Origin of the sequence: Sphingomonas sp. SRS2, from assembly GCF_000971055.1 — a bacterium.
GTDB lineage: Bacteria > Pseudomonadota > Alphaproteobacteria > Sphingomonadales > Sphingomonadaceae > Rhizorhabdus.
In genome coordinates this window covers 35,735-62,650 of the sequence record NZ_LARW01000095.1, presented here as the reverse complement: position 1 = coordinate 62,650, position 26,916 = coordinate 35,735, and the positions used below count along the sequence as shown (strand labels likewise).

General features: G+C 65.8%; 26 protein-coding genes. 16 read left to right on the top strand and 10 right to left on the bottom strand.

Going from position 1 to position 26,916, the window contains the following annotated elements; translation table 11 throughout:
- Nucleotides 1-104 precede the first annotated feature (104 nt).
- From WP12_RS13745 to WP12_RS13735, 3 genes are all read left to right on the top strand, one after another.
- Nucleotides 105-419, top strand: coding sequence for a phosphoribosyl-ATP diphosphatase (locus WP12_RS13745; RefSeq protein WP_046194255.1), 315 nt, complete (start codon nucleotides 105-107; stop codon nucleotides 417-419).
- 14 nt (nucleotides 420-433) lie between these two features.
- The gene (locus tag WP12_RS13740) at nucleotides 434-820 is read left to right on the top strand and encodes a histidine triad nucleotide-binding protein (protein WP_046194242.1); all 387 of its coding nucleotides are present in this window, start codon (nucleotides 434-436) and stop codon (nucleotides 818-820) included.
- A gap of 219 nt (nucleotides 821-1,039) precedes the next feature.
- Nucleotides 1,040-2,563 carry an amino acid permease gene (locus tag WP12_RS13735; RefSeq protein WP_046194241.1) on the top strand — a complete coding sequence of 508 codons (1,524 nt, stop codon included), beginning with the start codon at nucleotides 1,040-1,042 and terminating at the stop codon, nucleotides 2,561-2,563.
- A gap of 55 nt (nucleotides 2,564-2,618) precedes the next feature.
- Here the strand turns inward: WP12_RS13735 and WP12_RS13730 are convergent, their stop codons facing one another.
- Nucleotides 2,619-3,620 carry an adenosine kinase gene (locus WP12_RS13730; protein WP_046194240.1) on the bottom strand — a complete coding sequence of 334 codons (1,002 nt, stop codon included), beginning with the start codon at nucleotides 3,618-3,620 and terminating at the stop codon, nucleotides 2,619-2,621.
- 90 nt (nucleotides 3,621-3,710) lie between these two features.
- Here WP12_RS13730 and WP12_RS13725 point away from each other — a divergent pair, with 90 nt between their 5' ends.
- Nucleotides 3,711-4,082 carry a hypothetical protein gene (locus WP12_RS13725; protein ID WP_046194239.1) on the top strand — a complete coding sequence of 124 codons (372 nt, stop codon included), beginning with the start codon at nucleotides 3,711-3,713 and terminating at the stop codon, nucleotides 4,080-4,082.
- A 45-nt stretch (nucleotides 4,083-4,127) separates the two neighbouring features.
- Here WP12_RS13725 and WP12_RS13720 read toward each other — a convergent pair whose 3' ends face one another.
- From WP12_RS13720 to WP12_RS24890, 6 genes are all read right to left on the bottom strand, one after another.
- Nucleotides 4,128-6,191 (bottom strand): NAD(+) synthase, encoded by a 2,064-nt coding sequence (locus WP12_RS13720; protein ID WP_046194238.1) that lies wholly within the window; start codon nucleotides 6,189-6,191, stop codon nucleotides 4,128-4,130.
- A gap of 122 nt (nucleotides 6,192-6,313) precedes the next feature.
- On the bottom strand, nucleotides 6,314-7,345 hold the full coding sequence (locus WP12_RS13715) for a GGDEF domain-containing protein (protein WP_052730387.1): 1,032 nt from the start codon (nucleotides 7,343-7,345) through the stop codon (nucleotides 6,314-6,316).
- An 87-nt stretch (nucleotides 7,346-7,432) separates the two neighbouring features.
- Nucleotides 7,433-7,639, bottom strand: a complete 207-nt coding sequence (locus tag WP12_RS13710) for a DUF2842 domain-containing protein (RefSeq protein WP_046194237.1) — start codon at nucleotides 7,637-7,639, stop codon at nucleotides 7,433-7,435.
- Nucleotides 7,636-8,214, bottom strand: a complete 579-nt coding sequence (locus WP12_RS13705; RefSeq protein ID WP_046194236.1) for a 5-formyltetrahydrofolate cyclo-ligase — start codon at nucleotides 8,212-8,214, stop codon at nucleotides 7,636-7,638. The genes WP12_RS13710 and WP12_RS13705 overlap by 4 nt, the downstream gene beginning before the upstream one ends.
- Nucleotides 8,215-8,576: 362 nt before the next feature.
- Nucleotides 8,577-8,909, bottom strand: a complete 333-nt coding sequence (locus tag WP12_RS13700) for a cell division protein ZapA (protein ID WP_046194235.1) — start codon at nucleotides 8,907-8,909, stop codon at nucleotides 8,577-8,579.
- Nucleotides 8,909-9,112 (bottom strand): hypothetical protein, encoded by a 204-nt coding sequence (locus tag WP12_RS24890; RefSeq protein WP_152663997.1) that lies wholly within the window; start codon nucleotides 9,110-9,112, stop codon nucleotides 8,909-8,911. The genes WP12_RS13700 and WP12_RS24890 overlap by 1 nt, the downstream gene beginning before the upstream one ends.
- A 153-nt stretch (nucleotides 9,113-9,265) precedes the next feature.
- Between WP12_RS24890 and tkt the strand changes: the two genes are divergently transcribed.
- The 6 genes from tkt (at nucleotide 9,266) to thiE (ending at nucleotide 15,787) form a co-directional block, all read left to right on the top strand.
- Nucleotides 9,266-11,230 (top strand): transketolase, encoded by a 1,965-nt coding sequence (gene tkt, locus WP12_RS13695; protein ID WP_046194234.1) that lies wholly within the window; start codon nucleotides 9,266-9,268, stop codon nucleotides 11,228-11,230.
- 18 nt (nucleotides 11,231-11,248) lie between these two features.
- A complete protein-coding gene (gene gap / locus WP12_RS13690; RefSeq protein WP_046194233.1) occupies nucleotides 11,249-12,256 on the top strand; it encodes a type I glyceraldehyde-3-phosphate dehydrogenase in 1,008 nt (335 codons plus the stop codon).
- Between the two features lie 118 nt (nucleotides 12,257-12,374).
- The gene (locus WP12_RS13685) at nucleotides 12,375-12,830 is read left to right on the top strand and encodes an MOSC domain-containing protein (protein WP_046194232.1); all 456 of its coding nucleotides are present in this window, start codon (nucleotides 12,375-12,377) and stop codon (nucleotides 12,828-12,830) included.
- A 1-nt stretch (nucleotide 12,831) separates the two neighbouring features.
- Nucleotides 12,832-14,025 carry a phosphoglycerate kinase gene (locus WP12_RS13680; protein WP_046194231.1) on the top strand — a complete coding sequence of 398 codons (1,194 nt, stop codon included), beginning with the start codon at nucleotides 12,832-12,834 and terminating at the stop codon, nucleotides 14,023-14,025.
- A gap of 76 nt (nucleotides 14,026-14,101) precedes the next feature.
- Nucleotides 14,102-14,998: a fructose bisphosphate aldolase gene (locus tag WP12_RS13675; protein WP_046194230.1), complete on the top strand. Its 897-nt coding sequence runs from the start codon at nucleotides 14,102-14,104 to the stop codon at nucleotides 14,996-14,998.
- 84 nt (nucleotides 14,999-15,082) lie between these two features.
- Nucleotides 15,083-15,787 (top strand): thiamine phosphate synthase, encoded by a 705-nt coding sequence (gene thiE, locus WP12_RS13670; RefSeq protein ID WP_046194229.1) that lies wholly within the window; start codon nucleotides 15,083-15,085, stop codon nucleotides 15,785-15,787.
- Between the two features lie 43 nt (nucleotides 15,788-15,830).
- Here thiE and WP12_RS13665 read toward each other — a convergent pair whose 3' ends face one another.
- Nucleotides 15,831-16,319: a hypothetical protein gene (locus tag WP12_RS13665; protein WP_046194228.1), complete on the bottom strand. Its 489-nt coding sequence runs from the start codon at nucleotides 16,317-16,319 to the stop codon at nucleotides 15,831-15,833.
- Between the two features lie 48 nt (nucleotides 16,320-16,367).
- A complete protein-coding gene (gene purD / locus WP12_RS13660; protein WP_046194227.1) occupies nucleotides 16,368-17,651 on the bottom strand; it encodes a phosphoribosylamine--glycine ligase in 1,284 nt (427 codons plus the stop codon).
- On the opposite strand from purD, the gene xseA reads away from it, so the two are divergent.
- Genes xseA through WP12_RS13645 form a run of 3 tightly spaced genes read left to right on the top strand, consistent with a single transcriptional unit; the run spans nucleotide 17,650 to nucleotide 20,248 of the window.
- Nucleotides 17,650-19,125: an exodeoxyribonuclease VII large subunit gene (gene xseA / locus WP12_RS13655; protein WP_046194226.1), complete on the top strand. Its 1,476-nt coding sequence runs from the start codon at nucleotides 17,650-17,652 to the stop codon at nucleotides 19,123-19,125. The genes purD and xseA overlap by 2 nt on opposite strands.
- Nucleotides 19,126-19,166: 41 nt before the next feature.
- On the top strand, nucleotides 19,167-19,364 hold the full coding sequence (locus WP12_RS13650; protein WP_046194225.1) for a DUF2093 domain-containing protein: 198 nt from the start codon (nucleotides 19,167-19,169) through the stop codon (nucleotides 19,362-19,364).
- Nucleotides 19,361-20,248 (top strand): M23 family metallopeptidase, encoded by an 888-nt coding sequence (locus tag WP12_RS13645; RefSeq protein ID WP_052730386.1) that lies wholly within the window; start codon nucleotides 19,361-19,363, stop codon nucleotides 20,246-20,248. The genes WP12_RS13650 and WP12_RS13645 overlap by 4 nt, the downstream gene beginning before the upstream one ends.
- 36 nt (nucleotides 20,249-20,284) lie before the next feature.
- Here WP12_RS13645 and WP12_RS13640 read toward each other — a convergent pair whose 3' ends face one another.
- The gene (locus tag WP12_RS13640) at nucleotides 20,285-20,818 is read right to left on the bottom strand and encodes a hypothetical protein (protein WP_052730385.1); all 534 of its coding nucleotides are present in this window, start codon (nucleotides 20,816-20,818) and stop codon (nucleotides 20,285-20,287) included.
- 264 nt (nucleotides 20,819-21,082) lie between these two features.
- Here WP12_RS13640 and WP12_RS13635 point away from each other — a divergent pair, with 264 nt between their 5' ends.
- The 3 genes from WP12_RS13635 (at nucleotide 21,083) to WP12_RS13625 (ending at nucleotide 26,908) form a co-directional block, all read left to right on the top strand.
- The gene (locus WP12_RS13635) at nucleotides 21,083-24,145 is read left to right on the top strand and encodes a TonB-dependent receptor domain-containing protein (protein ID WP_052730384.1); all 3,063 of its coding nucleotides are present in this window, start codon (nucleotides 21,083-21,085) and stop codon (nucleotides 24,143-24,145) included.
- Between the two features lie 82 nt (nucleotides 24,146-24,227).
- On the top strand, nucleotides 24,228-25,391 hold the full coding sequence (locus WP12_RS13630) for an aspartyl/asparaginyl beta-hydroxylase domain-containing protein (RefSeq protein WP_046194224.1): 1,164 nt from the start codon (nucleotides 24,228-24,230) through the stop codon (nucleotides 25,389-25,391).
- Nucleotides 25,388-26,908 carry a 2OG-Fe(II) oxygenase family protein gene (locus WP12_RS13625; RefSeq protein WP_046194223.1) on the top strand — a complete coding sequence of 507 codons (1,521 nt, stop codon included), beginning with the start codon at nucleotides 25,388-25,390 and terminating at the stop codon, nucleotides 26,906-26,908. Before WP12_RS13630 ends, WP12_RS13625 begins: the two co-directional genes overlap by 4 nt.
- Nucleotides 26,909-26,916 lie beyond the last annotated feature (8 nt).

Here is a 26,916-nt window from a genome sequence, read left to right as displayed (position 1 = left end):
CGCCCTCACCGTCTCGCTGTCGGTGAATGGCGAGCGGGGGTCTCTTCTTTCGCCAATGTTTTTCTGCGATTGACCTGACGGTCGCCGCGCGCTTGAAGCAGCGGATGACCGGCACCCTCGAAAAACTCGAATCCACCATCATCGCCCGGCGGGGCGGCGATCCGGCATCTTCCTATGTCGCGTCGCTGTTTGCGAAGGGCATGCCCAAGATCGCGCAGAAGCTGGGCGAAGAAGCCGTCGAGACGGTGATCGCGGCAATGGCGGACGATCGCGGGGCGGTGACCAGCGAAGCCGCCGACCTGCTGTTCCATCTGACCGTGCTGCTCGCCGCCGCCGGGGTATCGCTCAGTGATGTGATGGCCGAGCTCGAACGCCGCGAAGGCGTGTCGGGGCTCGACGAGAAAGCTTCTCGCGTCTGATATTGGAGTAACCGATGCCGATCGACGCCACCCTTCCCTATGACGACAGCAACATCTTCGCGCGCATCCTGCGCGGCGAGTTGCCGGCGAAGACCGTCCATGAGGACGACTACGCCCTCGCCTTCCACGACATCAATCCGCAGGCGCCGGTCCACATCCTTGTGATCCCCAAGGGGCGCTATGTCTCGTGGGACGATTTCACCACCAAGGCGCGCGACGCCGAAGTGGCGGGCTTCATCCGCGCGGTCGGCCAGGTCGCGCGCGCGGCGGGGCTGGTCGAACCCGGCTATCGCCTGCTCGCCAATATCGGCGGCCATGGCCATCAGGAGGTGCCCCACCTTCACGTCCACATCTTCGGCGGCCGCCAGTTTCGCGAGATGGTGCCGCCACCGCGCGATTGAGGCGGGCCGCGGCCCTTTGGCAGACGCCGCGACGCGATCGGAATCAGCGTCGATGAACCGTGGAGAGCGGCGGCGGCGCGTCCGGCATGATATCAACAGGGACAATAGGGACCTTCCTTGCGGGCACGCGCAAATCTGTTGCGCGCGGCAAATTAGCGGTTAGGCTCCGCTCCCCATGAAAGGCCGCCGCAAGAGCACGGCCAGACAAGGGAACTCCGCATGATATTTGGGCGCGTAAAGCCACTCGACGCCATTCTCGCCACCGCAGCGAAGAAATCGCTGCACCGGTCCCTCGGCCCCTTCCAGCTGACCATGCTGGGCATCGGCGGCATCATCGGCACCGGCATCTTCGTCCTCACCGCCGAGGCCGCCCAGAAGGCGGGCCCCGGCATGATCGTCGCCTTCATCATCGCCGGCTTCGTCTGCGCCGTGGCGGCACTCTGCTATGCCGAGATGGCGGCGATGGTGCCGGTCTCGGGCTCGGCCTACACCTATAGCTATGCCGTGATGGGCGAGCTGGTCGCCTGGATGGTCGGCTGGGCCCTGGTCCTCGAATATGCGATCGCGGCGGGCGCCGTATCGGTCGGATGGTCGGGCTATGTCGTTGGGCTGTTCCAGTCGCTGACGGGCATAACCCTGCCGAAGGCCCTGATCCTGGGCCCGATCGACGGCGGCATCGTGAATATCCCGGCCGCGGTCATCGCGCTGCTCGTCACCTGGCTGCTGGTGCTCGGCACCAAGGAAAGCGCCACGGTCAACGCGGTCCTCGTCGCCATCAAGGTCGCTGCGCTGACGCTGTTCGTCGTGCTGGCGCTGCCGGTGATGAACATGAACAATTTCGATCCCTTCGCCCCGCTCGGCTTTGCCGGCATCTCGGCGGCGGCGGCGTCGATCTTCTTCGCCTATGTCGGCTTCGACGCGGTTTCCACCGCGGCCGAGGAAACCAAGAACCCGCAGCGCAACATGCCGATCGGCCTGATCGGATCACTCGCCATCTGCACCGTCTTCTACATGCTCGTCGCCGCCGGGGTTATCGGCGGGGTCGGCGCACAGCCGATGCTCGACGCCGCGGGCAACGGCATCGCCACCGGCTCGAAGGAACTTGCCGCCGCCTGTTCGGCGATCGGCGACACCAAGGTGGTCTGCTCGAAGGAGGCGCTGGCCTGGACGCTGCGCGAAATCGGCTGGCCGCAGATCGGCAACCTGCTCGGCCTCGCCGCCGGCCTGGCGCTGCCCTCGGTCATCCTGATGATGATGTTCGGACAGACTCGCATCTTCTTCGTGATGAGCCGCGATGGCCTGCTCCCGGCCGTCTTCTCGAAGGTTCATCCCCGCTACAAGACACCGCATGTCGTCACGGTGATGACCGGCATCTTCGTCGCGATCTTCGCGGCGCTGTTCCCGGTCGGTGCGCTCGCCGACATCTCGAACTCGGGCACGCTGTTCGCCTTCGCGGCGGTCTCCATCGCCGTGCTGGTGCTGCGCCGCACCGATCCGAGCCGCAAGCGTCCGTTCCGTACCCCGGCGGTGATGATCGTCGCCCCGCTGGCGACGCTGGGCTGCCTGTATCTGTTCTTCAGCCTGTCGATCTACACGACCAGCCTGTTCTTCGGCTGGGCGGCTATCGGCTTGGTCGTCTATTTTGCGTACGGCTACCGCAAGAGCCATCTCGGCAGGGGCGTCATCGAAGTGCCTGAGACCGACGCGGACATTCCGCCGCAGCCGGTGCCGCCCATCCAGTAAGGACCGCAGATATTTCGACAGAATCGAGCCCGGCGAAAGTCGGGCTCTTTTCTTTTCAGGGGTTGCGCAAACGCTGTTCGATCAGCGCGGCAAGATCCTCGTCCGCCGGCAAGCGCGGCCCCATCAGGGCTATGATGCGACCCGCCGCGATCGACCCCATACGCAGGCTGGTCGGCAAACCCCGGCCCTGCGCCAGCCCCGCCAGCACGCCCGCGGCAAACAGATCGCCCGCGCCCGTGGTGTCGACCACCGGGCCGCAAGGTTCGGCGGGCGTCTCATGCCGCAGTCCGCCTTCGACCGCGATCGCCCCGTCGGCGCCGCGCGTCACGATCACCAGCGGCGCGCGCCTAGCCGCCCAGGCGACCCCGGCCTCGAAACCGGCAAGGCCGCTCAACTCGGCCAGCTCGCCTTCATTGGCGAACAGGATATCGATCAACCCGCCTTCGAGCAGCGCGACGAAATCGTCGTGATGCTGGCGAACGCAAAATTCCGACGAGAGGGTGAAGGCGGTCCGGCGGCCATGTGCCCGCGCCACCTGCAGCGCCGTGATCGAGGCCGCGCGCGGTTCTGCCGTGCGCCACATATAGCCTTCGGTGTAGAGGATGGCGCTATCGGCGGCGATCGCGGCGTCGAAGGCGGCGGCGGGCAGATATTCGGACGCGCCGATCGCGGTATTCATCGTCCGGTGCCCGTCGGGGCTGACGATGATCAGACAACGCCCGGTCGGCGTGTCGATCGGCGGCAGCGGAAAATCGATGCCGTTCGCGGCCATGTCGTCCGCAAACAGACGCCCCAGCCGGTCGCCGCCGACCTGCCCGACAAAGGCGAGCCGTAGCCCCAGCCGCGCGAGCGCCGCCATGCTATTCGCCGCCGATCCGCCGCAGACTTCCTCGCACACGCCCATCGCCTGATGGAGCAGCACCGCCCGATCGGGCGCGATAGGCTGCATCACCCCGCGCGACAGGCCCTGCTCGGCGACGAAATCATCATCCTTGTGGCAGAGCACATCGACCAGCGCATTACCGATCGCGATTATGTCATAGCGGGGAGCGGGCATCGGCCCGCCCTAGCGAACTCCGCCGCGCAGGCAAAGTCACTGGACGACACTCGCTTGCGTCGACGCCCGGATGGTGCTGACGATAACCGCATGACCCTGCACCGCATCGCGGCCTTCGCGCCGATCGCCCTGCTCGCCGCCTGCGGCCCCGCCCAGAACACCCGCATCTCTCACATCCCGCCGCCGCCAGTGCGCGTGGAGGCGGGGCTCGACCGCGTGCTGGGCAAGGACTTGCGCGCGCTGATCAGCCTGTTCGGCACCCCCAATCAGGACATCCGCGAGGAGCCCGCGCGCAAGCTGCAATATGCGAGCGGCGTCTGCGTCCTCGACGCCTATCTCTACCCGCCGGGCCCCGGCCGCGAACCACTCGTCACCCATGTCGACGCGCGGCTACCAAGCGGCGAGGACATCGACCGCGCCTCGTGCATCGCGGCCTTGGTCCGGCGGAAAGAGGCGCGGTAGCTCCCTAGCCGTGACCCTCGCGGAGGCTGGGGCGATGTGTGGAGGTTATTCCTCCACTCCGTCCAGCGCCGCCGCCAACTCGTCGAGCCACACCTGCGCATTGCCGTCCGACGGCGCGCGCCAGTCGCCACGCGGTGACAGCGCGCCGCCACCGGAGACCTTCGGACCGTTGGGCAGCGCCGAGCGCTTGAACTGGCTGATCGTGAAGAAGCGGAACAGGAATTTCTCCAGCCAGCCGCGGATCGTCGCGAGGCTGTAGCTGTTGCGCAGATCTGCGGGGAAGCCGGCGGGCCATAGACCCGCATCGGCATCCTTCCACGCATGCCAGGCGAGGAAGGCGATCTTCGACGGTTTCAGCCCCAGCCGGATGACATGGTGGAGAAAGAAGTCGTTGAGCTCGTAGGGCCCGACCTTCGATTCGGTGCTCTGGATCGCGCCGCTGGCATCCGCCGGAACCAGCTCCGGCGAAATCTCGGTGCCGAGGATGGCGGTGAGGATGTCGTCGGTCGCGCGGTCGAACTGGTCGGTCGCGACGCACCAGCGGATCAGATACTGGATCAGCGTCTTGGGCACGCCGCCGTTGACGCCATAATGGCTCATATGGTCGCCGACGCCGTAGGTGCACCAGCCGAGGCCGAGCTCGCTCAAATCGCCGGTGCCGATCACGAAGCCGTTATTCTGATTGGCGAGGCGGAACAGATAATCGGTGCGCAGCCCCGCCTGCACATTTTCGAACGTGATATCGTAGACCGGCTCGCCGCCTGCGAAGGGGTGGCCCATGTCGGCCAGCATCTGACGCGCGGCAGGGCGGATATCGATTTCGGCGGCGGTGATGCCCAATGCCTTCATCAGCGCCCAGGCATTGCCCTTCGTCTCCTCCCCGGTCGCGAAGCCCGGCATGGTATAGCCGAGGATCGCCGTGCGCGGCAGGCCGAGGCGGTCGCAGACCTTGGCGGCGACGATCAGCGCATGGGTCGAATCGAGCCCGCCCGAAATGCCGATCACCATCGTCTTGCCGCTTGTCGCGGTGAAGCGGCGGGCCAGCCCCTCGACCTGGATGTTGAAGGCCTCGTAGCAGTCGGCGTCGAGCTGCTGCCGGTCGGCGGGGACGAAGGGAAAGCGCGCCACCGGGCGGCGCAGGCCGACATCCGCGAAGTCGGGCTGGTGCGCGAAGCCGATCGTGCGGAAGCGCGTCTCGGGATGGCCGCTGGCGGCGGCGCAGTCGTTGAACGTTCCCATCCGCATCCGTTCGAGCCGCAACCGCGCGACATCGACATCGGCCGCGATCAATTCCGGGTCCATGCCGAAGCGGGTCGATTCGGCGAGGACGGTTCCCATCTCGTGGATCATCGCCTGCCCGTCCCAGGCCAGGTCGGTGGTGCTCTCGCCCGGCCCGCTCGCCGAATAGCAATAGGCCGCGACCGCACGCATCGACTGCGCGGCGGCAAGCAGCGCGCGGTCGCGGGCCTTGCCGATGATGATGTTCGAGGCCGACAGGTTGCACAGGATCAGCGCCCCGGCCATCGCACCCGCCGTCGAGGGTGGCAGCGGCGCCCAATAATCCTCGCAGATTTCGGCATGGAAGACGAAGTCGGCGACATCGTCCGCCGCGAAGATCAGGTCGGGGCCAAAGAGCACGCGCTGCCCGCACAGCTGCATCTCCAGCCCGTGCAGCCCTTCGCCGGGCGCGAACCAGCGCTTCTCATAATATTCGCGGTAATTGGGCAGGAAGCTCTTCGGCACCACGCCGAGAATACGCCCGCGCGCAACGATCACCGCCGTATTGTAGAGCCGCCCGTTGCGCCGGATCGGCGCGCCGACGAGCAGCACCGGACGGAGATCGACACTCGCCGCGACGATCGCCGCCAGTTCGGCCTCGACCCGGTCGAGCTGCGCGTCCTGAAGGTGGAGGTCGTCGATCGCGTAGGAGGACAAAGCCAGTTCGGGCAGCACCAGCAGGTCGATCCCCTGCGCGTGGGCCTCGCGCGCCAGCGCCACGATCCCCGCCGCGTTAGCCGCGACTTCGCCCGCGCTCGCCGCCGGCGTGCCCGCGCCGACGCGCACGAAGCCATGGGTGTGGATCGATCGAAAATTGGTCACGCCGGGCATTCGGGCTCTCGCAAGCTACTGTCGTTTCCTCCCAATAGAGGAAGCGACGGCGATGCGCCAATTTTGACCAAAATCATCCCAGTGAAAGCTGGGATGGCGAGAATGGGTAGGGCGAGCGGCGCTTACTCCGCGGCCGTGATCCGATTCCGCCCGTCCTGCTTCGCGCGATAAAGCGCGGCGTCGGCGCGCTTGAGGATCGAGCCCGGCGAATCCTGCATGTTGAGCATCGCGATGCCGCCCGAGAAGCTGAGCCGGCCAAGCGACTGGCCGGTATGCGTGACCTTCAGCTCGCGCGCGGCGATCGCGGCGCGAATCTTGTCGAGGATCGCTATCGCATCGGCGGCGGCGCCGCGTTCGAACACAAGAACGAACTCCTCGCCGCCGTAGCGCGCCGCGAAGATGTCGCCATTGGCCGGACGGCCCAGCGAGGAGCCGACGAACTTGATCACCTCATCGCCGATCTGATGACCATGGGTGTCGTTGAAAATCTTGAAATGGTCGATATCGCAGATCGCCAGCGCGAGCGGCGAATTGGCGCGGCGAGCATTTTCGAACGCGCTGCGCAGATGATGATCGAAGGCGCGGCGATTGGGCAGGCCGGTCAGCGGATCGCTGTTCGCCTTGTGCTGGGCGGCGGCGAGGTCCTTGCGCATCGCGCTCATCTGCACCTCGGTGCGGCGCAGATCCTCTTCGGCGGCATGCGCCTTGTCGATCATCTGGCGGGTCAGTTCGACGAGCGTCTCGACCGAGACGACCGGCGATGCGCTCCTGGCGAGCCCTTGCGCCTCGCTCTCCAGCGCAGCGCCATAGTCGCGCGCATGGTCGCCGGTCCGCGCGAGGATCGCCGACATTTCTTCGAGATAGCTCTGCGCGTCGACGGCGATGCGCGATAGCTCGTCGGTCGACAGTCCCGAATCGAGCTTGGCCGAAATTGCCGAGGTAACGGCTTCGTTGAGACCGCCATCCTTGGTGATGGCGCGGTCGATCATTGCATTGAGTTCGCCGTCGCGGCCCGACAGATAGCGGTGGCACAGCTCGAAATTGGCCGGTGACGGCTCGAGCCCATGATCGAACAAGAGCTTACCGACCATGTCATAGAGCCGACGCCATTCGTCGCGTTCGGCTGACTTTTCGGCTATTCGTTCTTCGCGCACCGTTGCACCCCTGATCTCGGGAGTGAGCGATAGCGCGAGATTCGATACATCCGGTTAATGCCGCCACGTAATTTTACGGGGTCAGGGTCACCAGCGGCCGGTCTCCATCCAGGCGAGCAACGGCTTGAGCGGCAGAATCCAGACGATCCCGGCGATCGTATAGACCACCGCCTGCACCAGCATATGCAGTTGCCCGATCCACGGCGACGCGGTCGCGACGATCACCGACCATATGAAAATGATCAGCAAGATCAGAAAGATGCCGACAGGCTTGCGCCAGCTTGGTTCGATCATCCCGTTCCGCTTCCTTCGATCACGCCGGCCTCGGTAACCACCGCGTCGAGCGGCACGTCCCACGGGTCGCAGGCTATGACGGGGCGCTGCTGGATCGACCAGCACAAACCGAATTTTTTCACATCCGGAAGCGCCGCGAAGGCGCGGTCGTAAAAACCCGCGCCCTGGCCGAGTCGCGCCAGCGCCGAATCGAATCCGAGCAGCGGGGCGACGATGATATCGGGCTCGACCTCGGGCGCATCGACGCGCGGTTGGATGAGCCCGCGCCAGCCGGTTTCAAGCGGATTTCCCGGCGTCCAGGCGAGGAAGCGCATCGCGCTGTCCCGGTCCTCGACGTGCGGCAGCGCGACGGTGATGCCGCGCGCCACAGCGGCGGTAATCGCCGCGCCGCAATCAAGCTCGCTGCCGATCGCATGATAGAAGGCGACACAGGACGCGCCGTCGATCCAGGGCGCCAGATAGGCCGCGGCCCGCGATTCGCGTCGCGCGCGCTCACCGGGTGCGAGATTGAGGATGAAGCCATCGCGCGCGGCGCGTAATTCGGCCCGCAATGCCGCCTTGTCAGGCTTTGTCATCTCGGGCGCTCACTGACTATGGAGGGTGGCGGGACCGCCATGGTCGTTCCTGGAATATCCTCTGACGCCAAAAGCATCAGGTGGGGACCATATGCACCGGACCAGGGTCCAGGCAGGGACAGCCCCCTTAGGAAATGAATCGCCTCAGGGATGTTCGCGCAGCTCGTGCCGGGCAGTACCCGCCACCGCCATATGTAAGCGCTACGGCGGCTTTGCTCAAGGGTTACACGTCGCTCGCCCTCTAAAAATCGTCATGCTGAACTTGTTTCAGCCTCCACCATCAGACTTGCGGATGCTATCGAAGGCACATGGACCGTCAGCCATGCGTCTACATTCTCGCGAGTGAGTAAATCACGGAGACGTCAGTCCCCCGTGCGATCCAGCTGGCTCGCCAGACGCTCGACGCGTTCGGCTATGCGCTCGATCGCGACGGCATAGGCTGGATCGGGCTCGGTCCCGGCGGGCGACTCGTTGCGGGCGACCGCAGCCGCGCCGCGCACATCGTTGAGTTCGTCGGCGATCAGCAACGCGGACAGCAACAGGGTCCGCGCTTCAGTCATCTCGCCCAGTGCGCCGGTGATTTCCTCGGCCTTTACATCGACCATGCGGGCCAGTGCGCGGAGATGGTCCTCCTCGCCGTCGCGGCAGCTGAGCTTGTAGCGGCGGCCCGAGACCGACACCTCGACTTCGGCCATCAGCTTGCTCCCAGCAGGCGGTCGATCCGCTCGATAGCCGATTCGGTCGCCTCGCGCAGCGTGCGGTGCCGCTCGGCCAGCCGGAACAGCGCCTCGCTCTCGTCATGCCCGAAGGGCGGCGGCACGGACTCGATTCCGGCCTCCACCCGAGCAAGTGCGCGTTCGAGGCGGCCCAGAGCCAATATGAGACGGCGGTCAGTCATCGACTCGCAGGAATAGCAGGCTCGTTCCGGCCCGCAAGCGGGGCATCATCGTCCCGCAAGGTTGACGATACCGCTCAGGCACGACAAAGGGTCCGCGCGAGCAGGATTTTCGGCCTGTTCGGTCGATCCCGCCGGTCTGCACAAAGGTTCCCTATGACGATTGCATCGAAGCAGCTCGCCAACGCCATCCGCGCGCTGTCGATGGACGCCGTGCAGGCCGCCAATTCGGGGCACCCCGGCATGCCGATGGGCATGGCCGACGTCGCGACCGAACTGTTCACGAAGCATCTGAAGTTCGATCCGGCCCAGCCGAAATGGGCCGACCGCGACCGCTTCGTGCTGTCGGCGGGCCATGGCTCGATGCTGATCTACGCGTTGCTGCACCTGACCGGCTATGCGCGTCCGACGATCGAGGACATCGCCAATTTCCGTAAATTGCACAGCCCGTGCGCCGGCCACCCCGAAAATTTCGAGCTGGCGGGCGTCGAGGCGACCACCGGCCCGCTCGGCTCGGGCGTCGCCACCGCAGTCGGCATGGCGATCGCCGAGCGTCACCTGAACGCCGTGTTCGGCAATGACCTCGTCGATCACCGCACCTGGGTCATCGCGGGCGATGGCTGCCTGATGGAAGGCATCAATCATGAGGCGATCGGCCTCGCCGGCCATCTGAAGCTCGGCAAGATGATCGTGCTGTGGGACGACAACCGAATCACCATCGACGGCGCAGTCTCGCTCAGCTCCTCGGAAGACGTGCTGGCGCGTTACGCGGCAACCGGCTGGCACACCGTCAGCTGCGACGGCCATGACGCGGCGAGCATCAACAAGGCGCTGGACGCGGCGAAGGCCGATCCCCGCCCGACGATCGTCCAGTGCACCACGATCATCGGCTATGGCGCCCCCAACAAGCAGGGCACGTCGGCGACCCACGGCGCGGCGCTCGGCCTCGACGAGGTTGCGGCGACCCGCGAATTTCTGGGCTGGACGTCGGAGCCGTTCGTCGTCCCCGAGGATATCAAGGCCGCCTGGCTCGAAGCCGGACAGCGCGGCGCATCGGTGCGCAGCGGCTGGGAAGCGAAGCTGGCCGCATCGAAGGACCGCGCCGAGTTCGAGCGCCGCATGGCCGGCAAGCTTCCCGAGAGCTTCTCGCTCGACGCCTATCTTCAGGACCTGATCGCCAATCCGCAGAAGGTCGCCACCCGCAAGGCGTCCGAAATGGTGCTCGCGCCGATCAACGATCAGTTGCCCGAGACGATCGGCGGCTCGGCGGATCTCACAGGATCGAACAACACCAAGACCAAGGGTCAGGCCCCGCTGACCGCCGAAGACTATGCCGGGCGCTATGTCTATTACGGCATCCGCGAGTTCGGCATGGCCTGCGCGATGAACGGCATGGCGCTGCACGGCGGCGTCATTCCTTATGGCGGCACCTTCCTGGTCTTTTCCGATTATTGCCGTGGCGCGATCCGCCTGTCGGCGCTTCAGCAACAGCGCGTCGTCTATGTGATGACGCATGATTCGATCGGCCTTGGCGAAGACGGCCCGACCCACCAGCCGATCGAGCATCTGATGAGCCTGCGGGTGATGCCGAACCTCGACGTCTATCGTCCGTGCGATGTCATCGAGACCGCCGAATGCTGGGCGCTGAGCCTGGAAAAGGCCGACGGCCCCTCGCTGCTCGCGCTGTCGCGCGAAGGCCTGCCGCAGCTGCGCACCGACATCAGCGAGAATTTCTCGGCCAGGGGCGCCTATCGCCTCAAGGCCGCCGAAGCGCCACGCAAGGCGGTGCTGATCGCCAGCGGTTCGGAAGTCGAGATCGCCCTCGCCACCGCCAAGCTGCTCGAAGCCGCCGGCCATGGCGCAGATGTCGTCTCGATGCCGAGCTGGGAGCGTTTCGACGCGCAACCCGAAAGCTACCGCGACGGCATCCTGCCCGATGGCGTGCTGCTCGTTTCGATCGAGGCCGGCACGACGATCGGCTGGGAACGCTATGTCGGCCGCAAGGGCCTGCGCTTCGGCCTCGACGGCTTCGGCGCATCGGCCCCGGTCAAGGCGCTTTATGACCATTTCGGCCTAACCGCCGACAAGCTGGCCCCGCAGATCATCGGGGCTCTCGTCTAATCAGAAGGAGTACGGCACATGGCTGTGAAGGTTGCGATCAACGGTTTCGGACGCATCGGACGTAATGTCGCGCGCGCCATCCTCGAGCGGACGGATCACGACCTCGAGCTCGTCTCGATCAACGACCTCGCCGACGCCAAGGCCAATGCGCTGCTGTTCAAGCGCGACTCGGTCCATGGCGCGTTCAGCGGCACCGTCGAAGTCGACGGCAACGACCTGATCATCAACGGCAAGCGCATCCATGTCACCGCCGAGCGCGACCCGGCCAAGCTGCCCCACAAGGCACAGGGCATCGACATCGCGCTCGAGTGCACCGGCTTCTTCGCCCATCGCAAGGGCGGCCAGGCGCATATCGACGCCGGCGCAAAGCGCGTGCTGATCTCCGCACCCGGCAAGGAAGTCGACCTGACCGTCGTGTTCGGCGTCAATCACGACAAGCTGACCGCCGACCACATCATCGTGTCGAATGCGTCGTGCACCACCAACTGCCTCGCGCCCTTCGCCAAGGTCCTCCACGAGTCGATCGGTATCGAGCGCGGCCTGATGACGACGATCCACGCCTATACCAACGACCAGAAGATCCTCGACCAGATCCACGAGGATCCGCGCCGCGCCCGCGCCGCCGCGATGTCGATGATCCCGACCACCACCGGCGCCGCCCGCGCGGTCGCCGAGGTGCTGCCGGCGCTCAAGGGCAAGCTCGATGGTTCGGCAATCCGCGTGCCGACTCCGAACGTCTCGGTCGTCGACCTGACCTTCACCCCGTCGCGCGAGACGACGAAGGACGAAGTCAACGCGCTGCTGAAGGCAGCGTCGGAAGGCCCGCTCAAGGGCGTGCTCGGCTATACCGACGAGCCGCTGGTCTCGATCGACTTCAACCATGACTCGCATTCGTCGACGATCGACAGCCTCGAGACGACCGTCATCGAAGGCAAGCTGGTCCGCGTGCTCAGCTGGTACGACAATGAATGGGGCTTCTCGAACCGCATGGTCGACACCGCGGGCGCGATCGGCAAGCTGATCTGAGTGATGGTTCCTCTCTCCCGTCACCCCAGCGAAGGCTGGGGTCTCAGGAGGCAGGGACGCTCCCTTGCCTCACGAGATGCCAGCCGGCGCTGGCATGACGGATTTGGGAAAAAGTAACATGGTCGGCCGCCTGATCGGCATAGCTCGCAAGGGTCGCCCCCTCGCGCCGATGGAGGCGATCGATCATGTCATGGTCGGCCTCGACACCGGGGTGCATGGCGACCATCGTGGGGCGCTGAGGCCAGGCAAATCCAATCGCCGCCAGATCACGATCATGACGGCGGAAGACTGGACTGCGGCACTCGCCGAACTAGGCCAGCCGGTGTCGTGGGAGCAGCGGCGCGTCAACCTGCTGAGCGAGGGCATCGACCTTCCCCGCGAGGTAGGCGCCCGACTGCGAATCGGCCCGGTGCTGATCGAGATTACCGGCGAATGCGATCCGTGCCGCCGGATGGACGCTGTGGCGGATGGCCTGATGCTCGCCCTGACGCCCGATTGGCGCGGCGGACGGATTGCGAGAGTGATCGAGGGTGGCGAAATCGCCCTTGGCGACGTGATAGAGATGGGATCGTAACATGGCTTTCAAGACGCTCGACGACATCGGAGACGTAAAGGGCAAGCGGGTTCTCGTCCGCGAAGACCTCAACGTGCCCATGGAAGGCGGCGCCGTCAGTGACGACACGCGACTGCGCTCCGCCGCGCCGACCGTCGCCGAACTTGCCGATAAGGGCGCGATCGTCCTCGTCCTCGCGCATTTCGGGCGCCCCAAGGGCGAGCGCAATCCCGATATGAGCCTCGCGCAGGTCACAGCCGCCTTCCGCTCTGTGCTCGGCCGCGACGTTCGCTTCATCGGCGACTGCTGCGGCGAGCAGGCCGAAGCCGCGGTCACGCAGCTCGAACCCGGCGACATCGCGCTTCTGGAAAATACCCGATTCCACAGTGGCGAGGAAAAGAACGATCCCGAGCTTGCGAAGGCGATCGCCAAGCTCGGCGATCTCTATGTCAACGACGCCTTTTCCGCCGCGCACCGCGCGCATGTCTCGACCGAGGCGCTTGCCCATCTGTTGCCCGCTTATGCCGGCCGTTCGATGCAGGACGAGCTGGAAGCGCTGGAGAAGGCGCTGGGCCAGCCCGAACATCCGGTCGCGGCGGTGGTCGGCGGGGCGAAGGTCTCCACCAAGCTCGATGTGCTCAAACATCTCGTCGCCCGCGTCGATCATCTGATCATCGGCGGCGGCATGGCCAACACCTTCCTTGCGGCGCGCGGCGTCGATGTCGGCAAGTCGCTATGCGAGCATGACCTGAAGGATACCGTGCTGGAAATCCTCGATGCCGCCGACAAGGCCGATTGCATCGTCCACCTGCCCTATGACGTGGTGGTGGCGAAGGAATTCCGCGCCAATCCGCCGACGCGCACCGTCAATGTGCATGAAGTCGAGGCCGACGAGATGATCCTCGACGTCGGTCCGGCCGCAGTCGAGGCGCTGGGCGACGCGCTCAAGACCTGCAAGACGCTGGTATGGAACGGGCCGATGGGTGCGTTCGAGACCGCTCCGTTCGATACCGCGACCGTCGCGCTGGCGAAGACTGCGGCGGCGCTCACCAAGGGCGGATCGCTGGTATCGGTCGCCGGCGGCGGCGACACCGTGGCGGCGCTCAACCATGCCGGCGTGGCAAAGGATTTCAGCTTCGTGTCGACCGCGGGCGGCGCCTTCCTCGAATGGATGGAAGGCCGCGAACTGCCCGGCGTCAAGGCACTCGAAGCCTGACGGGCCGGTTTACGATATCCAGGGACGGACGAGACGCGCCCGCACGGCGCACCAACAAGATGGGAGAATATCGCACATGCTCGATCAGGACATGACCAAGAAGATCGCAGCCGGAAACGGTTTCATCGCGGCGCTCGACCAGAGCGGCGGATCGACCCCCAAGGCGCTCAAGGGCTATGGCATCGAGGAAGGCGCGTGGAGCGACGAAGCCGGGATGTATGGCCTGATCCACGACATGCGCACCCGGATCATCACCTCCCCCGCCTTCAGCGGTGACAAGGTGATCGGCGCGATCCTGTTCGAGCGGACGATGGACGGTCAGGCGAACGGCAAGTCGGTGCCCCAGGCGCTGATCGAGCGTGGCGTCGTCCCCTTCATCAAGATCGACAAGGGCCTCGAGGATGAGGCGAACGGCGTCCAGCTGATGAAGCCGATGCCCGAGCTCGACGCGCTGCTGAAGCGTTCCAAGGCGCTCGGCGTCTATGGCACCAAGGAGCGTTCGGTGATCAATCTCGCCAATCGGGAGGGAATCGCCGCGATCGTCAGGCAGCAGTTCGAGGTCGGCAAGCAGGTGCTCGCCGCCGGGCTGATGCCGATCATCGAACCTGAGGTGAACATCAAGAGCGCCGAGCGCGCCGAGGCCGACCAGATCCTGCTCGAGGAACTGACCAAGGCACTCGATGCGCTGACCGGCGACGACAAAGTCATGCTCAAGCTGTCGCTGCCCGCCAAGTCGGGACTGTTCGATCCGCTGGTCGCGCATCCGCGCGTGCTGCGCGTCGTCGCGCTGTCGGGCGGCTTTGCGCGGCCGGAGGCCTGCGCCCAACTGGCGAAAAACAAGGGTATCATCGCGAGCTTCAGCCGCGCCCTGCTCGAAGATCTGCGCCACCAGATGAGCGACGAGGAGTTCAACGCCTCGCTGGGCGGCGCAATCAACGAGATCTATACGGCGTCGACCAGCAAGACGGCCTGATCGAGCCTTTGGAGGGGGGCGGGCCGTCCCGCCCCCATCTCGCCCGGCCTTCGCGGGGGTGACGAAATAGGTTAGTGGGGCGGCATGAACGACGATTTCGACGACGACAGCGAGTCCCTGAACCTCGATCCCGGCTTTGCCGACCGCTTCGAACGCGACGAAAGCAGGGGCGCGTGCAAGCTCTACCTGATCTCGCCGCCCGTGATCGACGCGGGGTTCGCCGAGACGCTGGCCGCCGCGCTCGACGCCGGGCCCGTCGCGGCGTTCCAGCTGCGCCTCAAGGGGATCGACGATCATCGCATCGCCGAGCTGGCCGGGCCGCTGCAGGCGGTCTGCGCGTCGCGCGAGGTCGCCTTTATCGTCAACGATTCGATTGGGCTGGCGAAGCGGCTTAACGCCGATGGCGTCCATCTCGGCCAGGATGACGGCGACCCGCGCGAGGCGCGCGAGGCGCTGGGCCCCGATGCGCAGATCGGCGTCACCTGTCACGACAGCCGCCATCTCGCGATGGAGGCTGGAGAGGCGGGGGCGGACTATGTCGCCTTCGGGGCTTTCTATCCGACCGACACCAAGGAAACGAAGCACCAGCCCGATCCCTCGATCCTCGGCTGGTGGGCTACCCTGTTCGAATTGCCGAGCGTCGCGATCGGCGGGATCACACCCGACAACGGCACGCCGCTGATCGCGGCCGGCGCAGACTTTCTCGCGGTGTCGGGCGCGGTGTGGAACGACCCCGATGGTCCGGCGGCGGCGGTGAAGAAGTTCGCCGCGCTGAAGGGCATGGAATGATATAGCCGCCGCCCCGGCTGAGCCGGGGCGGCGCATTGCCGCTTTACCCCAGCTTCCCGAATTCGCCTTCGAAGCCAGCGACATCGTCATTCTCGAGATAGCGCGCCTGATCAATCCAGCGGTCGCGGAAGATCCGGCCCTTGAACGCGCCGAGCCGCGCATCGACCTCCGCCGCCTGGGCGGGATCGAGATCGGCGAGCTGGGCGTAGCGATGGATACCGATGCCGGCGAGCACCGCCTGCGCCTTGGGCCCGAGCCCCTTGATCCGCGTCATATCGTCGGCGGGCAGGTCCGGATTGATGTCGACCCCGATCACCGCCCCGGAGACGTCGAGCACCGCGGCGGCGGCGCTGTCGGCGATGCCGTGACTTTCCTTCACCACGGGCTTCGGCGTGACGGGCTTCGGTGCCGCGACGGGTGGCGGGCTGTCCGACAGCGCCACACGCTGGGTCGGCTTGCGCAGCAGCACGAAGAGGCCGGCGACCGCAAGGATCGCGACGATGGCGGCGATTATGAGGGTAGTGTTCGACATTCCCCGTCCTTCTTATCTGATATTCCGATTATCCAATGCGACAGCGGCTCAAGCGTTCCGCTGCCGTGCCAATTCGCGCCAGCCGATATCGCGGCGGCAGAAGCCGCTCGCGAAATCGAGCGCGTCGACTGCCGCATAGGCGGCGTCGCGGGCCTCTTCGATGTCCTGGCCAAGCGCGGTAACGTTGAGCACGCGTCCGCCATTGGCGATCAGCCAGCCGCCCTGCGACATCGCGGTTCCGGCATGGAAGACCTTTGCGCCCTTCGCCTCGGCCTCGGTGATGTTGCGGATCGCGCCGCCTTTGGCGGGCGTGCCCGGATAGCCGCTCGCGGCCATCACCACCGTCAGCGCGCTATTCGGTGACAGGCTTGGACGCGGCAGCTCGGCGAGCCGCCCTTCGGCGACCGCGAGCATCAGCGTGATCAGGTCGTCCTCCAGCCGCAGCATCAGCACCTGGCATTCGGGATCGCCGAAGCGGGCGTTATACTCGATCAGCTTGGGCCCCTCGGGGGTCAGCATCAATCCGGCATAGAGTACACCCGAATAAGGGATACCCGCCGCCGCCATCGCGCGGACCGTCGGCTCGACGATCTCGCGCATGGCCTGCGCCTCCAGTTCGGGGGTCAGCACCGGGGCGGGGCTATACGCGCCCATGCCGCCGGTATTCGGGCCGGTATCGCCATCGCCGACGCGCTTATGATCCTGCGCCGATCCGAACGGCACCACGGTGACGCCATCGGTCAGCGCGAAGAAGCTCGCCTCCTCGCCGGTCAGGAATTCCTCGATCACCACCTCCGCGCCAGCGCTGCCGAAGCTGCCGCCGAACATGTCGTCGATCGCATCCTCGGCCTCGGCCCGGCTCTCGGCGATGACGACGCCCTTGCCCGCCGCAAGGCCATCGGCCTTGATCACGACCGGCACGCCGAAGCTGTCGAGCGCCGACTTGGCCGAACCCGCGGTGGTGAAGCGGCCATAGGCGGCGGTCGGGATATTCTCGCGCCGGCAGAGATCCTTGGTGAAACCCTTCGATCCCTCGAGCTGCGCCGCCGCCCTGCTCGGCCCGAAGGTGAGGATGCCATTTTCGCGCAGCAGATCGGCGAGCCCGGCAACGAGCGGGGCCTCGGGCCCGATCACCACCAGCCCGACATTCTCGTCGCGCGCGAAAGCGAGGACCGATTCGATATGGGTCGGATCGAGATCGACCAGCTCGGCGCACTCGGCTATGCCGGGATTGCCCGGTGCGGCGTAGAGCTTGGTCAGCCGTTCGGATTGCGCGAGCTTCCAGGCCAGCGCATGTTCGCGGCCCCCCGATCCCAGCAGCAGGACGATCATGAACGAACTTCTCCCCGGTGAATCGCCCGACGCGCCTTTGGGCGACGGGCCTCGCCTGTTAGCCGAGGAGCAGCCGGGCGACAACGCGCCAGCGCTCAGCGTTTCCGAATTATCGGGCGCGCTGAAGCGGAGCGTCGAGGAAGCGTTCGGCCATGTCCGCGTGCGCGGCGAGATTTCGGGCTTCAAGCGGCATAGTTCGGGCCATTGCTACCTGACCCTCAAGGACGACCGCGCCTGTATCGACGGGGTGATCTGGAAGGGTCAGGCCGCAATGATGCGCTTCCGCCCCGAAGACGGGATCGAGGTGATCGCGACCGGCAAGCTCACCACCTATCCCGGCCGGTCCAAATATCAGATCGTGATCGATCGGATGGAGCTGGCCGGCCAGGGCGCGCTGATGGCGCTGCTCGACCAGCGCCGCCGCGCGCTCGCCGCCGAAGGGCTGTTCGACGAGAACCGCAAGCGCCCCCTGCCCTTCATGCCGCGCGTCATCGGCGTCGTAACGTCGCCAACCGGCGCGGTGATCCGCGACATCCTTCACCGGCTCGAGGATCGCTGCCCGACCCATGTCGTCCTCTGGCCGGTCGCGGTACAGGGCGAGGGCGCGGCGGCGCAGGTGGCGCAGGCGGTGCGCGGCTTTGGTGCGCTGGCGGCGGACGGGCCCGTACCGCGCCCAGACCTGCTGATCGTCGGACGCGGCGGCGGTTCGATCGAGGATCTCTGGGCGTTCAACGAGGAAGAGGTCGTCCGCGCGATCGCCGATTCGCCGATCCCGGTGATCTCCGCCGTCGGGCATGAGACCGACACCACCCTCGCCGATTTCGCCGCCGACCGGCGCGCGCCGACCCCGACCGCCGCCGCCGAGATGGCGGTGCCGGTGCGCGCCGATCTCGCGCATCATGTCCGCGAACTCGGCGCGCGCGTCGAGCGGCTGACGCGCCGCTACCGCGAGCGCGCGGGCGAGCGCTTCGAGGCGATCGCCGACCGCTTTCCCGCGCTCGACAGCCTGTTTGCGGGCCAGCAACAGCGGCTGGACGATATCGCCGAGCGGCTGCCGCGCGCGCTCGGGGCGCGCATCGCCCATGCCCGCAGCGATCTGGCGCAGGCCGCAGGCGCGCTTCGCCCCGCCCTGCTCAGCCAGCGGATCGCCCGCGCCGGCGAGCGGCTGGGCGCGATCCGGCTGCGCTCCGAACCGATTCAGGCGCGGATCGCCGAGGGCCATGCCACGCTCGACCGGCTGTGGCGGATCGCCGAGCAGCTCCATCCCGACAAGCCGCTGCAACGCGGCTATGTCCGCGTCGAGAAACGCGGCGGCGGCGTGCTGACCGAGGCGGCCGAGGCGAAGGCGGCGGGGCTGCTCACCCTTCACTTCGCCGATGGCGCGGTCGACGCCCGGGTTGAGAATGGCGGCAAGCCGGCTTATGCGAAAAAGGGATCGGAAGAGGCCGCCACCCGGCAGCAGGATCTCTTCTAAAATGGCGACGCCATTCCCATATCGCTGGTAAGGAGCCAGACATGCTGATGAACGCGGGCCGCCTCGCCAAGCTCAACTATCTCGCCAACGGTTTCCGTGTGCTGGTGCCCGGCGATCATGTCGTCTGCGCGATATCCGGCAATCCGATCGCGCTCGACGACCTGCGCTACTGGAGCGTCAAGCGCCAGGAAGCCTATGTAAGCGCGATCGAAGCCACCAAGGCGGAGCAGAAGGCTTGAGGTCAGCCGCGCGCGGCCCCATCGCCGCGCTCGCCGCGCTGACGCTTGCCGGCTGCGCGCCTATCATCATCCCGCCGCCGCCGACGCCCACTCCGCCACCCACCGCGCCCCGGATCGTCGAGAATGCGGATTTCCTGCTGGCAGGGTCGATTGAACAGGGCGGCCTCGCGATGGGCGTTGCTCCAAAGGGCACAAGCGCGCTGCTGCTCGACGGAAAACCGGTCAGCTATGCCGAAGACGGACGCTTCCTGATCGCCTTCGATCGCGACGCCGCGCCGGTTGCGCGGATCGAGGCGCGACTGATCGATGGCTCGATCCTGCGCCGCACCCTGGCGGTCCAGCCGCGCCAATGGCGGATCGAATCGCTGCCCACCCTCGCGCGCGGCACCAGTCCGAGCCCCGAATATCTCGCCCGCCGCAAGATCGAGACCGACCAGATCGCCGCCGCCCGCGCCATCCACTCGGCGAGCGAAGGCTGGCGGCAGCATTTCATCTGGCCGGTGAGCGGCCGGATCAGCGGGGTCTTCGGATCGCAGCGCATCTATGCCGGCGAGCCGGGCGCCTATCATTCGGGGGTCGACGTCGCCCGGCCGGCCGGCACCGCGATCGTCGCGCCCGCCGACGGCGTGGTAATCCTTGCGGCGGCGTCGCCCTTCAGCCTCGAAGGCAATCTGCTGATGATCGACCATGGCATGGGGCTGAACTCGGCCTTCCTCCATCTGTCGCGGATCGACGTAAGGACAGGACAGGCGGTGAAGCAGGGACAGCCACTGGGCGCGATCGGCATGACCGGCCGCGCCACCGGGCCCCACCTCCATTGGGCGATCAAATGGCGCGAAGCACGGATCGATCCAGCGCCGCTGGCGGGGGGCATGCCACAGTAAACCCTCCCCGCGCGCCGCGCAGGGTGGGTTTTCCCATCACTGCACCCGCCGGAAGCGCACCCCGCGATTCATGCCGACTTGACCGAGATAGCTGCCCAGCGACGCCTTCTTGATCCGCACCTTGTCACCCGAACGGGGGGCGACAGTGATCGCACTGATCGTTTCCCAGGTGCCGGCGTCGCCCGCCAGCCTGAGCGACCAGTTGCCGTTCCCGATCACCCGCGCAACATCGACGGTGCTGGCGATCTCGCTAATCGCATCCTTCTCGTCATCCTTGCCGTCATCGCCGAACAGTCCGATCTTTGGCAGGGCGAAACCAAAGAGCGAGTTCTTCGTTTCCCGAATCTCCTTGCGATCGACGACGACGAGATCCTTCTTCTTTTCGGCGTCCTCGAGAGCGCCTGCAGCGGCATCATAGCAGGCGAGACGCTGATCCTTGTCGGCAATCGCGCGGCAATTGATCAGCTTGGTGAAGGCCTCGGGCCGGGCATATGCCCGTTCGGCCGACGCGGCGGATGCGAAAGCGCCGAGCGCTGTCAGAAATAATGTCGTTCTGGACGCACAATTCACGGTTATCCTCCTGACTGTGAAACATTATAACCATCATTCGCCATATATGAGCAACGACATTTCGCGACTGTTGCAAAAAGGCGACAACGGCGGCGCAACGTGCCCCCGCAATTAACCTCCGCTTTACAGCCTGATCGGATTTCTTGCACATCTGCCCGCATGCCTGAATGGGGCGGGAGCGGCGTGCCAGCGCCAGCCTCGTCCCAAGAAGGTTGAGCTCGGGGGAGATTTCTTCCCCGCTCACTCCAGAAAAGGGACTGGAAAGTGACCATTACAACGAACAAGACCAGCCGATTCGGGCTGGGCTGCAGCGCGGCTTCGCTCGCGCTCGGCATCGCCTTCGCGGGTGCGCCTGCGTTTGCGCAGACCGCTCCGGCAGCTGAAGAAGACGCCGTCATCATCGTCACCGGCTCGCGCATTCCGCAGCCGAACCTGACCGGCGCCACGCCCGTCACGGTCATGAGCAGTGCCGAAATCAAGCTGCAGGGCACGACCCGCACCGAAGATCTCATCAACAGCCTTCCGCAGGCCTTTGCGGGCCAGGGTGGTAATATCGCCAACGGCGCGACCGGTACGGCCACGCTAAACCTTCGCGGTCTCGGTGAAGAGCGCACCCTGGTTCTGATCAACGGCCGCCGCCTGATGCCGGGCGACCCCACCTCGTCGGCCGCCGACGTCAACTTCATCCCTTCCTCGCTGGTCAAGCGCGTCGAAGTTCTGACCGGCGGCGCGTCGTCGACCTACGGCTCGGACGCTATCGCCGGCGTTGTCAACTTCGTGATGGATACCGATTTCGAAGGTTTCCAGATCGACAGCCAGTACAGCCTGTACCAGCACAACAACAACAACTCGCTCCTCGACGCGGCCCACGCGCCCCGTGGCTTTGCGCAGCCCAAGGGCAACACCGTCAATGGCGGCACGATCGACGTGACCGCGACCTTCGGCGGCAAGTTCGGCGATGACGACCAGGGCCACTTCACGGCCTATGCCGGTTATCGCAAGCTCAAGGCGGTCACACAGAGCAAGTACGACTACTCGTCGTGCGCCTCGCAGGTCAGCGCGGCGAGCGCCGTGAGCTGCGGTGGTTCGGCCACCTCCGCGAATGGCACGTTCTTCGACTGGGCGTCCAACACGCTGCAGGTCGGCCCCGGCCGTACCTTCATTCCCGGGTTCACCCCCTATAACTTCGCGCCGCTGAATTATTTCCAGCGTCCCGACGAACGCTATACCGCGGGCGTCTTCGCCGATTATGAAATCAGCCCGGCCTTCCATCCCTATATGGAAGCGATGTTCATGGACGACCGTACGGTTGCCCAGATCGCCGAGTCGGGTAACTTCGGCAACACGCTCAGCGTCAACTGCGACAATCCGCTTCTGTCGGCACAGCAGAAGGGGCTGATCTGCGGCAACGGCGGGCTAGGCGTTCAAAACGGCAACTTGGTGACCCGCGTTACTGAAACCGGTTTTCCATTGGTCGATGACGGCTCGGATCCACGCTTCTCGTCGACCCCGTTGACGTTCTTCGACCCTACGACGGGCAATCCCTACAACAAAGGCTTCCTCCAGGGTCTGCGCCGCAACGTCGAAGGCGGCCCGCGCCGCGACGACTTGCAGCACACCAGCTTCCGCATCGTCGGCGGCATGAAGGGTGAGATCAGCCCGGTATGGTCGTACGACGCTTCATATGTCTTCGGCCGCACCAACTTCACCGAGACCTACTTCAACGAGTTCTCGGCACGTCGGCTGAACAACGCCGTGGACGTCATCGTCGACCCCCGCACTGGCCAGAATGCCTGCCGCGTCTTCGTTTCGGGTGTCGACACGAACTGCCGTCCCTATGACATGTTCGCACTCGGTGGCGTTACGCAGGAGGCGCTCAACTATGTGCAAGTTCCCGGCTTCCAGCGTGGCAACACGCAAGAGCGCGTGTTCAATGCCAACTTCACCGGTGCTCTTGGCGAATATGGCCTGAAGACCCCGTGGTCCGATCAGGGCCTGGGTATCAACGTCGGCGTCGAGTACCGCAAGGAATCGCTCGAGCTGAACACCGACATCAATTTCCAGACCGGCGACCTCACCGGACAGGGCGCAGCGACGCTTCCGACCAAAGGGTCGTTCGACGTCAAGGAAGTCTTCGGTGAGTTCCAGCTTCCGATCATCGACGAAGGCTTCGTCCATCGTCTCGCGATCGAAGGTGGTTATCGCTACTCACATTACAGCAGCGGCGTAAATACCGACACCTACAAGGTCGTGCTCGACTTCGCTCCGATCAGAGACATCCGTTTCCGGGCGGGTTATAATCGCGCCGTCCGCGCACCGAATGTCCAGGATCTGTTCGCTCCGATCCGCGTTGCGCTGAACGGCAGCAGCGACCCTTGCACGGAAAATCCGGATGGGTCGGTCGATGCAACGCCGGCACAGTGCGCTCTGACGGGGGTCACTCCCGGCAACTATCCGGTCGCTCCGAACCCAGCCGGCCAGTTTAATGGGCTGATTGGTGGTAATCCCAATCTTCAGCCAGAGTCCTCGGATACGAAGACGCTCGGCGTCGTGTTCCAGCCGGGCTTCCTGCCGGGCTTCAGCGCGACGGTCGACTGGTTCGACATCAAGGTGAAGAACCTGATCCAGCCTTATGGGCAGGACGTCATCATCGATCAGTGCCTTAACACGGGTAACCCAACCTTCTGTTCGCTGATCCAGCGCGATCCGACCGGTTCGTTGTGGCGCTCGTCGGATGGCTTCATCCGCGATCTCGACCTGAATATCGGTGGCCTGAAGACCCGCGGTATCGACGTCACGGCAGCTTACTCGACCCGGGTCCCCGGCGGTTCGCTGTCGCTGAGCATGGTCGGAACCTGGCTCGACAAGCTGATCACGGATAACGGCGTGTCCGCGCCTTATGACTGCGCCGGTCTCTACGGCCTGGTTTGCGGTACGCCGAACCCCGAATGGCGTCACAAGGCGCGTGCGACCTACACCATGGAAAATGGCTTGGGTCTGTCGCTCCAGTGGCGTTATTTCCACAGCGTCACGCTCGATCGTACCAGCTCGAATACAACGCTGAACGGTGGCTTCGCGGACTTCAACCGCAAGCTGCCGGCGCAGAGCTACTTCGATCTGTCGGCGACCTTCGCGATCACCGATGCATACACCTTCCGTCTGGGCGTCCAGAACATCCTCGACAACGATCCGCCGATCATCGGTGCGAACGGTTCGTCGTCGGTGGTCAACGCCTGCACCGCGGTGCTGTGCTCGGGTAACACCTTCCCGAACGTCTATGACGCGATGGGCCGGTACATCTATGCCGGCGTGACCCTCAACTTCTAACAGTCGAGGCGATGCCAGAGGAGGCGGTGGGGGCGACCCCGCCGCCTCTTTCTTTTGGTGAGCCACTATCTAAGGTATACGGATGGCGTCTCCCTCGCAGTCAGCCGATCTCCAGCGCTCTGCCGATGCCGCCGCAGCGCGTGGTGCGATCGGCGAAGCTCTGGCGCTGCTCGACAAGGCGGCGGCCATCGCCCCCGGCAATTTCGACCTACATCTCAAACGATCGGCAATGCTGCGCGCCACGGGCGACCGGCAGGGTGCGCTCGCCGCGATCGAGTCTGCGCTCGCGGCTTCCCCACTCGATTTCATGGCGCTGCTGATGCGCGCCAGTCTCAAGGACAATCTCGGCCTCGCCGACGCCGGCGAAGCCTATGCGCAGGCGCTCGCCCAGCGCCCGGCCAGCATCGCCAATCCGCAGATCGCCGCAGCGATCAAACGGGGCGAGGAGGTTCGAGACCGCTGGCTAGAAGATAAGGAGACTCGGCTGCGAGCCGCGATGGCCGAGGCCGAACGCGTGGCCGATAGCGAGGAGGCAGCGCGGATCGCCCGCTTCCGCGACAACGCGCTGCGGCGCACCCGTGTCTGGCACGCCGAGCCGACCCATTTCCATTATCCGGGCTTGATCGAGCGGGAATATCACGATCGCAGCCTGTTTCCCTGGCTCGGCGAACTCGAAGCCGCGACCGACGTCATCCAGGCCGAGTTCGAGGCTGTCGCCGCCGCCGAACGCGCCGAGCTCGTCCCCTATATCCAATATCCCGCGGGCGCGCCGCTCGCGCAGTGGAAGGCGCTCAACCACAGCCGCGACTGGACCGCGATCCACCTCTGGCAATATGGCGAGCGCATCGATGCCAATGCCCGGCATTGCCCGCGCACGATGGAGCTGCTTACCGCCTTCCCGCAGCCGCAGATCGGGCGCTGCTCGCCCAATGCGATGTTCTCGCTGCTCGCGCCCGGCACCCGCATTCCTCCACATAACGGCGTCGCCAACACCAGGCTGGTCTGCCACCTGCCGCTGATCGTCCCGCCAGGCTGCTGGTTCCGCGTCGGCGCGGAAACGCGCGAATGGAAACGCGGCGAAGCTTGGGTCTTCGACGACACGATCGAGCATGAGGCGATGAACCCCAGCGACGAACTGCGCGTCATCCTGATCATCGATATCTGGCATCCCGGCCTCGGCAACACCGAACAAAACGCCGTGCGCGCGCTTCTGGAAGCCGAAGGCGGGGAGGTCACCGGCCTGTGAGCACATTCGACCAGCTTGTCGAGCGGGCCAACGCTCGCCCTGACGACGTCGCTACGGTGACCGCGCTCGCCGAAGCTGCCGCGGCGCGTCAGGCCGAGCATATCGCCTTGCCGCTCCTCACCGCGGCAGCCGAGCGAGCGCGTGACAACGCTTTGCTGTGGCAGTGGACCGGTCTACTCCACCGCGCGATCGACCAGCACGAGTCTGCACTTGCTGCGCTCAATGCCGCCGCATTGCTCGCGCCCGAAGATGCGAGGATCGCGCAAGGCCGCGCACAGGTCGCCCTCGAAGCCGGGATCGACGCCGTGGCGCTGTTCGACACGGCCCACAGGCTCGCGCCGAGCAATGGCGATGTTCTGCTCGGCCGCATCGCCGCACGGGTTGCCGTCGGCGACGGCGCGACCGCGCTTGCGGAGCTGGAGAATCTGCTCGCTCAGCATCCCGGCTGGTATGCGGGTCATGATCGTCTGGTGCATCTGCGCTGGATGATGGGCGATCGGGCACGGGCTTTCGAGACGCTCAACCGCACCGCTGACGCGCATCCGCAGGATGGCCGTCTCTGGCGGACGCTGGTCGTCGCGCTGGTCCAGGCCGAACGCTATGACGGCGCGCTAGATGCGATCCGGCGAGGACGCGCGGCCGTAGGCGAGAGCGCCCTGCTTACCACGAACGAAGCGGCGGTGCTTTCCGAGACCGGCCATGTCGCCGCCGCTGATGCGCTGTTTACGGCACTGCCGGCGCAATCGGACATCTCGGTCGCGGTGCGCCATGTCCGCCATCTGTTGCGGACCGGGCGGATCGACGCCGCGCTGCCGATCATCGAGCGCTGGCTCTCCCCGCGCGGACCGCAGCGCGCGATGTGGCCCTATGCGGCGATCGCCTGGCGGCTGTCGGGCGATCCCCGCGCCGCATGGCTCGACGACGATCCGGCGTTTGTCAGCGTCGTCGATCTTGCAGATCGGGTATCCGACATGACCCGCCTTGCGATCGGCCTGCGCGGACTGCACCGCGCCAAGGGCCAGCATCTCGACCAGTCGGTGCGCGGTGGCACTCAAACCGACGGGCCGCTATTCAGCCGGGTCGAACCCGAGATACAGGCGTTGCGGGCGCTGATCGTCGAGGCGGTGGCGGATCATGTTCGAAAGCTCCCGAAGCCCGATCCCCGTCACCCGCTGCTCGCCTTCGGCCGTCCCGATCGACCGCGCTTCGCCGGCAGCTGGTCGGTGAGACTGGCGGGGCGCGGCCATCATGCCAATCATGTCCATCCCGCGGGCTGGATCAGCTCGGCCTTCTATGTCGCGTTACCGTCGGAGACGACCGCCGGCGGACAGTCCGGCTGGCTGACCCTGGGTGCGCCCCAAGCCGAGCTCGGCCTGCCGATCGCGCCCGCCCGCACTATCGAGCCGCGCCCTGGCCGGCTGGTGCTCTTTCCATCGACCATGTGGCACGGTACGCTTCCCTATCGGACCGGCGAACGCCTCAGCGTCGCCTTCGACATCGCCCTTCCCTTCGATTGAGTATTGCT